Origin of the sequence: Ameyamaea chiangmaiensis (genome assembly GCF_013376175.1) — a bacterium.
GTDB lineage: Bacteria > Pseudomonadota > Alphaproteobacteria > Acetobacterales > Acetobacteraceae > Ameyamaea > Ameyamaea chiangmaiensis.
The window spans coordinates 1-7,292 of sequence record NZ_JABXXR010000134.1 but is presented as its reverse complement, the minus strand read 5'-3'; the positions used below and the strand labels follow the sequence as shown (position 1 = coordinate 7,292).

Here is a 7,292-nt window from a genome sequence, read left to right as displayed (position 1 = left end):
CGGCCCGTAGACGCGGCGCGCCGACACGGCTGGTGTCGCCATGCCAGAGCGCAGGTGCCGCGCCCAGACTTTCGGCTGCCGCCGCAAGGCCGCCCCAGTGCGCCGCGATATCGGGACTTTCGAGAATATCGATCTCGGCATGGTCCTGCACATGCAGGATCGCGTCGCTGTCGGCCAGACGCGCGGCAAAGGCGTCGCGCACCGCCGTCCCCTCGCGCCCACCGCCATAGGCCCAGCCCGATGCGTCGAGATAGCGCGCGGCCAGATCGCCCCGCGCGTCCCAGTCCCCCCGCATCAGGGCGCTCTCGACCCCCGCGCCATATGTCCCCGGCGCCGCGCCGAAAATGCGCGTCAGAGCCGCGTCACGGTCCCCCTCGTCCATGCCCCGCACGCTGGCCGCGAGCGTATTCCACGCCGCGTCCTCCTCCCGGGCGGCGACGGCGCGCACGGCCTGGTCGAACAGCCCGATCTGGGCCGGAAACGCGTCACGGAACAGGCCCGAAATCCGCAAGGTCACGTCCACGCGCGGTCGATCGAGCACCGCCAGCGGCATGATGGCGATGCCTGTCACCCGCCCGGACGCGCGATCCCACTCCGGTTCCACGCCCATCAGCAGAAGGGCCAGCGCCAGATCCTCGCCCCCCGTGCGCAGGCTGGCCGATCCCCACAGGTCGATCACGATCCGGCGTAACGGCTCGCCCTGCTCCTGCAGGTGGCGTTGCAGAAGCAACGCGGCCTGTGCGCGGGCAAGTTCGCACGCGGCCCGGGTCGGGACCGCACGCGGGTCGATCGTGTAGAGATTGCGCCCGGTGGGCAGGACGTCCGCGCGGCCACGTGTAGGCGCACCGGCCGGACCCGGTTCGATAAAATGCCCATCAAGCGCGTCCAGCAGCGCGTGTGCTTCCGCCTCGCCACTGCGGGCGATCGCGCGTTCCACGTCGTCGGGCGGCAGGCCGAATTGCGCGGCGATACCGTGCACCAGTTCGCCGGCAAAAGGCGCCGGACGACCGAAGACATGCAGCCCGTCGCGGATCTGGAGGTCTTTCACATCGCACAGATACGCGTCCAGCCGGGCCAGACATTCGTCCTCGTCCGTACCAGACGGAGGGCCGCTTTCATCCAGAACGCCCAGATCGGCGGCGCGCGTCAGGATGTCCGCCCGCAGCAGCGCGCCCCTGCGGCGATCGAGCCCGTCGGCCGCCGCGTACTCGTCGATCAGTCGCTCCAGATCGGCCAGATCGCCGTGCAGGCCCGCCTGGCGCACCGGCGGCGTCATATGGCCGATCATCACCGCGCCGAGCCGCCGCTTGGCGGCCGCGGCCTCGCCCGGATTGTTGATGATGAACGGATAAATCACCGGCACGTTGCCGCACAGAACCTCCGGCGCGCAGGCATCCGACAGGGCAACCGCCTTGCCTGGCAGCCATTCCAGCGTACCGTGCGCGCCCAGATGCACCATCGCGTCCAACGCGCACGCCGATCGCAGCCACAGATAGAACGCAACATACGCATGGCGCGGTGGCAGATCGGCGTCGTGGTAGCTGGCCTTGCGATCCTGTGCCTGCCCGCGATCGGGCTGGACGGCCACGACGAGGCCGCCGGTCTTCACGGCGCGGTGGTGAAAGAAACCCTCGCGCAAGGCGGGATCGTCCTCCGGGCCCCCCCATGCCGTCTCGACCGCTTGCCGGAAAGCGATGGGCAGAGCGTCGAACATCGTGCGATACGCCGCCAGAGACACGGTGGCAGATGTCGCCGTTCCGCCCAGACCGTCCGCCCAGTCGCGCACCGAGCGGCCGGCCGCATCGCCGGTCGCATACCCTGCCCCCGCCAGAAGACCGACGATCGACGCGACACTGGCAAATCCGTCCAGCCCCACGGCATGCGCCGCCTGCCCGGACGTGCCGTCGTCCCCCGCCCCCGGATAGTCGGACAGCACGATTCCCACACGCCGCGCAGACGGTGCCAACTGCCCCAGCCGCGCCCACGACCGGGCCCGCGCCACGACGCGCGCGATGCCGTCTGGGTCTGGTTCGTGCCGTGCCGGATGGCCCGGCGCCGTCTCGGTCTTGAACGAGATCGCACCCGCGTTCAGCCGCCCATCCAGTTCCGGCAGCACGACCTGCATGGCCAGATCGGACTGCGACAGGCCCCGCGCGCTGTCCGCCCACGCCGGACGTGTCGACGTCGGCAACAACACCTGCAGTACGGGGCAGCCGGCAACATCCAGCGGCGACGCACAGATGCCCTCGCCGCGCGTTGCGAAAAATGTCGCGTTCAACACGATGTCCGGGCGAAACGCCTCCAGACGCGCGGACAGCCAACGCGCGCACGCCTCGGCCTTGGGGGACGCGACATAGACCATGTCCACCGTCGCGCCCGCCGCGGCCAAGGCATCGCCGAGCGCATCGATGGCCGCCATGTCGGCCGCCAGAAGTGATGCGCGGTAAAAGACGACACAGGCGCGAAAACCCGCGTCCCCGCCGTCGATATCGCCCAGCGCGCGATAGGGTCCGCAGGGCGGCAAGGCCTGCGGCAGGCGACCGTCATCCGCGCCCCTGCCGGCAAGATGGAGCATCAGGCTCAGCGCCGCGTCGATATTCGCGTCGCCACCTTCGCGGAAAAAACCCTCCAGCCGGGCATGGTACGCGGCCCCGATACGCGACCATTCGGCAAGACGCGCATCGTCGCGGCCGTCACCCGCCAGAAAAGCCAGCGCCAGACCATGTCGTTCGCAACAGGCCAGAACTTCCTCGGCCCCATAACGCCAGTATTCGAGGCCACCCAGAAGCCTGACGACGACGCAACGTGCCCCCGCGATCGTCTGCTCGACATACAGGTCGATCGACATCGGGTGACGCAGGCGGCCCAGAGTGACCGCGCGCAGCGTGGCGTCGCCAGGTTCCAGACGGTCCCACCCCCGTTCGACCGCCAGAAGATCGCTGTCCGAGAACGACAGGAACACGATATCGGCGGGTGCATGGCCGAGATCCTCGGCCACCTCCTGCGCCTCAACCCCCTGCCGCTCGCGGACGAGAAGATGCATGATCCGTGCTCAGCCTTCGCGCAGCGCAGTCTCGATCGCCGCGCGATCCATGCCGTGGCGGCCGATCACCACCAGACGCCCGGACCGATCGTCCGTGCCCAGCGGACGATCGAATTCGTGACGGAAGCGGTTGCCCACGCCCTGCACCGCAAGCCGCATCGCTTTTCCCGCGACCGCACCAAAGCCCTTCATCCGCAAAAGGTCGAACCGATCGGCAACGTCGGCCAGTCGGCGCAGGAACGACACCACGTCGGGCTGTTCGGGGATGGTGACGACAAAGCTGTCGAAATCGTCGTGCTCGTGCTCATCCGCGCCATCGTGGTGCGACCGGCGCGCGGCAAGATCATCCTCGGCCGCGGCCCCAACGCCCAGCAGTACCAGCGGATCCAGACGCCCCTCGACCGCGCGGAGCACGCGCACGGGACGCCCGACGTCCCGCGCGATGTCGGTCTCGATCGCGCCGAGCGCCGCATCGTCGAGCAGATCGGTCTTGTTCAGCACCACCAGATCGGCGGAAAGCAGTTGGTCCTCATAGACTTCGGCCAGAGGATTGTCGTGATCCAGAGACGGGTCGTCCGCGCGCTGGGCTTCGACGGCGGCCACGTCGTCGGCAAAGCGTCCCGCCGCCACGGCGGGTGCGTCGACGACGGTGATCACGCCATCGACCGTCATCCGCGTGCGGATATCGGGCCAGCCGAATGCCTTGAGCAACGGCTTGGGAAGCGCCAGCCCGGACGTCTCGATCACGATATGCTCCGGCGGGTTCGGGCGGTCGATCAGCGCGCGCATGGTGGGCAGAAAGTCGTCCGCCACCGTACAGCACAGACAGCCGTTGGTCAGTTCGACGATGTCGTCGTCTGTACAGCCTTCGATCCCGCAGCTGCGCAGCGTCTCGCCGTCGATGCCGAGCGAGCCGAACTCGTTGACCACCACGGCGATCCGGCGCCCGTGGGCCGCTCCCAGAAGATGGCGCAGCAGCGTGGTCTTGCCCGCGCCCAGAAAGCCCGTGATGATGGTGACGGGAATGCGCGTCGCCACAGGGGTGGTGTTCATGAAGGCTCCTTCAGGGAAATGACGGCGGCCGGCATGCGGCCAAGGACCATGTCCGACAGGCTGGCGGGACGGCGCGACGGCATGACGGTCCCGGTGCGCGATGCGGCATACAGGTCGACATAGTGCAGGATATCGGACGCTTTCTCCGGCCCGAGATTACCCAGCAGCCAGCCCCAGTGCCCTTCCTGCGCCAGAAAGGCGGTGCAGCCACGATCGCACGCGGCAAGGCAGGCGACCTCGCGCACGGCGACGCGTTCGGCTCGCGCGGCCAGGGCATCATGCAGTTGCTGCCCGGGCGGATTGTCGCTGGCCCCCTCGCCCCGTCGGCAGGTCGTGCAGACATACAGGACTGGTCCAGGCGTCGCGTCCGCTTCAGTCTGGGTTTCGTTCAAGACGCGCACCTCATGCTCGACGCCGCCTGGGCGTCATGGGTGCGACGGACGACACCCCCCAGGATGGAGGGAAACGCTAAGCGCGTCCTCGCACTCCGGGCACCCCGCCGGATCGCGATATCAGGGTTGCGGCGCCTCCGAGGGCGCCCAATGGCAGGTCTCCTGACTTACGGGTGAGCGGCGTGGCGCCACTCCATCACACCGGCCTTCCCAGGCAAAACCCAGTGGCCCTGCCGCGTGCGCGGCGTGGTGCGATGTCGAACCGTCTACAGTTGCGGGGGCAGTGCCGGACTGGGCGCGCAAGGGCGCCGAACCGTCTTCCCTTTTCATCCCCTCCTCGGGGAACCATCAGGCACAAGGTCTATCCAAACTGCCCGGAGCGGTCAAACGGTGTGTCGCACGCGCATGAAATCGATAAACGCGCGCAGCGCGGGGGGCACCTGTCGGCGTCCCGAATAATACAGCAGGGGGCCGGAAAAAGGCGCCGTCCAGTCGTCAAGAAGGCGCTCCAGCGCCCCACAGGGTATGTGCGGCGCAAGCCAGTCCTCGAACAGACACACGATGCCCGTTCCCGCGACCGCCGCCTCGACCAGAAGATCGCTCGCCGATCCCGGGCGCACCAGCAGCGGCCCCCTCGGGTCGAGCACAATGGTCTCGCCATCGCGCTCGAACTCCCACCCCGCGAGGGCGCCGCTCGAAAAACGCAGCCGCAGACAGTCGTGATCCAGAAGATCGCGCGGATGGACCGGCCGGCCACGGGCCGCGAGATAGGACGGCGCGGCAGCGGTCACCAGCCGTTGCGTACGGGGCCCGATCGGCACCGCGATCATGTCCTGTTCGAGGCGCTCCTCATAGCGGATGCCCGCATCCGCCCCAGAGGACAGGATATCGACGAAACTGTCTTCCACCGTGACCTCTACGCGGACCTGCGGGTGCGCGCGCAGGAACGGCGGCAAAAGGCCGGGCAGCACGGTGCGCGCGACGTTGGCGGGCACGTTCAGCCGCACGGTTCCGGCAACCACGTCCGAGTGCGTGTGAACGTCCTCCAGCGCCGCGCCGATGTCAGCCAGTGCCGGCGCGCTGCGTTCGAACAGACGTGCGCCATCTCGGGCTCGATCGCCTCGACGTCGTCAATCTGCGACTGATGGGGGATGTGCACGCGCCCCGCGACGGTTCGCTCGAAGCCCCGTTCACCGCACTAGCCCGCCTGCGGGATCAGGGACTGATCCGCCATCTGGGCCTGAGCAACGTCACGGCGTCGCAGATCGCCGAGGCGCAACAGATCGCCCCTGTCGTGTGCGTGCAGAATCATTACAACCTCGTGCACCGGAGCGATGATGGCCTGATCGATCACCTCGCGGCGCAAGGGATTGCCTTCGTGCCGTTCTTCCCGCTGGGCGGCTTCAGCCCGATCCAGTCCGATACCCTGTCCGATATCGCGCGAGACGTCGCGGCCACACCGCTGCAGGTCGCGTTGGCGTGGCTACTGGCGCGGTCGCGCAATCTTGTGCTGATCCCCGGAACGGCCAGCCTGTCCCATCTGCGCGAAAACTGCGCCGCGTCCGACATGGTGCTGTCCGCCGATGTACGGGAACGTCTGGGGACGCTGGCACAGACCTGATCCAACGGCCACGACGCGCCGCAAGGCGATCAGGCCTCCCCCCTGGCCGCCATCGGGCAACCGGCGATGCACAGCACCACATGCTGTGCGACCACTGCCACGCTCTGGTGCAACAGGCCTGCCTCATCACGAAACCGACGGGCCAGTGCGTTCTCCGGCACGATACCGAGACCCACTTCACTGCCGACCAGAACCGTCGGCGCCTGGCGTCGCGCCAGTGCGGCCAGAAGATCGGCGGTCGCACTGGCGATGTCACGCTCCCCGAGCAGAAGATTGCTCAGCCAGAGCGTCAGGCAATCGACCAGCACCGGACGCGCACCCGCGTCGGCAAGCGCCCCAGGCACGTCGAAGGGCGTCTCGACCGTCTCCCACCCCGGCCCGCGCGCGGCGCGGTGGCGGTCGATACGCGTGCGCATCTCGTCATCCCAGGCCTGCGCCGTCGCGATATAGCGCCAGGGTCCGGGCGCGCGACGGGTCCGCGCTTCGGCATACGCGCTCTTGCCCGAGCGCGCGCCCCCCAGCACCAGCGTGATCTCCGCCATGATTGGCCTCCAGCCGTCGGACGGTGGCAAAAACACTTGCACCGATCAGTCCCCGGCAACACAAACCCTAGCATGCCGACACCCCCGCCCCCCACCCTGTCCGCGCTGCGCGCGTGCCTGACGACCCTGCCCGAAGCCGCAACCGACGCCGCGGCGGCCATCGCCGAACGTGACACGCGCCTGACCAAGCCCCCCGGCAGCCTCGGCCGACTGGAAGAACTGGCGCTCTGGCTGGGTCGTTGGCAGCACCGCGCGACGCCCCGGCTCGACCACGTGCAAACCGTCGTCTTCGCAGGCAATCACGGGGTCGTCGCGCAGGGCGTCACGCCATGGCCGTCCGACGTCACCGCGCAGATGGTCGGCAACTTCCACTCCGGTGGCGCGGCCATCAACCAGATCAGCCGCATCGCGGGCGCGGCGCTGCGGGTGATCGCCATACACGACCTTCGTCCGACGGACGATTTCACGACCACGGCGGCCATGAGCGAACGCGCGTTCCTCGCCGCCTTCGCCACGGGGTTCGAAGCCGTCGATCCGGACACCGACCTTCTGTGCCTCGGCGAGATGGGGATCGGCAACACAACGGTCGCCGCGGCACTGGCCGCGGCACTGTTCGGCGGCGGCGGCAGCGCGTGGGCCGG

General features: G+C 68.7%; 7 protein-coding genes and 1 riboswitch. Of the genes, 2 read left to right on the top strand and 5 right to left on the bottom strand.

Annotation, left to right across the window (positions count from 1 at the left end; all coding sequences use genetic code 11):
• From cobN to HUK82_RS13025, 4 genes are all read right to left on the bottom strand, one after another.
• Positions 1 to 3,043 (bottom strand): cobaltochelatase subunit CobN (gene cobN / locus HUK82_RS13040; RefSeq protein WP_176614373.1); only part of this gene is annotated, 3,043 nt, incomplete at its 3' end.
• Between the two features lie 9 nt (positions 3,044 to 3,052).
• Positions 3,053 to 4,096 (bottom strand): cobalamin biosynthesis protein CobW, encoded by a 1,044-nt coding sequence (gene cobW, locus HUK82_RS13035; RefSeq protein WP_176614372.1) that lies wholly within the window; start codon positions 4,094 to 4,096, stop codon positions 3,053 to 3,055.
• On the bottom strand, positions 4,093 to 4,488 hold the full coding sequence (locus HUK82_RS13030) for a DUF1636 family protein (protein WP_176614371.1): 396 nt from the start codon (positions 4,486 to 4,488) through the stop codon (positions 4,093 to 4,095). Before HUK82_RS13030 ends, cobW begins: the two co-directional genes overlap by 4 nt.
• A 135-nt stretch (positions 4,489 to 4,623) precedes the next feature.
• A riboswitch (cobalamin riboswitch) is annotated at positions 4,624 to 4,853 on the bottom strand.
• Positions 4,854 to 4,871: 18 nt separating this feature from the next.
• A complete protein-coding gene (locus HUK82_RS13025) occupies positions 4,872 to 5,510 on the bottom strand; it encodes a LysR substrate-binding domain-containing protein (RefSeq protein WP_264802094.1) in 639 nt (212 codons plus the stop codon).
• Positions 5,511 to 5,584: 74 nt separating this feature from the next.
• Between HUK82_RS13025 and HUK82_RS13020 the strand changes: the two genes are divergently transcribed.
• The gene (locus HUK82_RS13020) at positions 5,585 to 6,109 is read left to right on the top strand and encodes an aldo/keto reductase (protein ID WP_306308918.1); all 525 of its coding nucleotides are present in this window, start codon (positions 5,585 to 5,587) and stop codon (positions 6,107 to 6,109) included.
• Positions 6,110 to 6,138: 29 nt separating this feature from the next.
• Here the strand turns inward: HUK82_RS13020 and cobU are convergent, their stop codons facing one another.
• Entirely contained in the window at positions 6,139 to 6,651 is a 513-nt protein-coding gene (gene cobU, locus HUK82_RS13015; RefSeq protein ID WP_176614370.1) for a bifunctional adenosylcobinamide kinase/adenosylcobinamide-phosphate guanylyltransferase, read from the bottom strand.
• A gap of 72 nt (positions 6,652 to 6,723) precedes the next feature.
• Between cobU and HUK82_RS13010 the strand changes: the two genes are divergently transcribed.
• A partial coding sequence (locus tag HUK82_RS13010) for a nicotinate-nucleotide--dimethylbenzimidazole phosphoribosyltransferase (RefSeq protein ID WP_176614369.1) occupies positions 6,724 to 7,292 on the top strand: 569 nt, incomplete at its 3' end.

What these genes read in the sequence shown, in the direction of transcription:
- cobU (WP_176614370.1), bottom strand. Translation starts at nt 6,651, where the DNA reads ATGGCGGAGATCACGCTGGTGCTGGGGGGCGCGCGCTCGGGCAAGAGC.
- cobW (WP_176614372.1), bottom strand. Translation starts at nt 4,096, where the DNA reads ATGAACACCACCCCTGTGGCGACGCGCATTCCCGTCACCATCATCACG.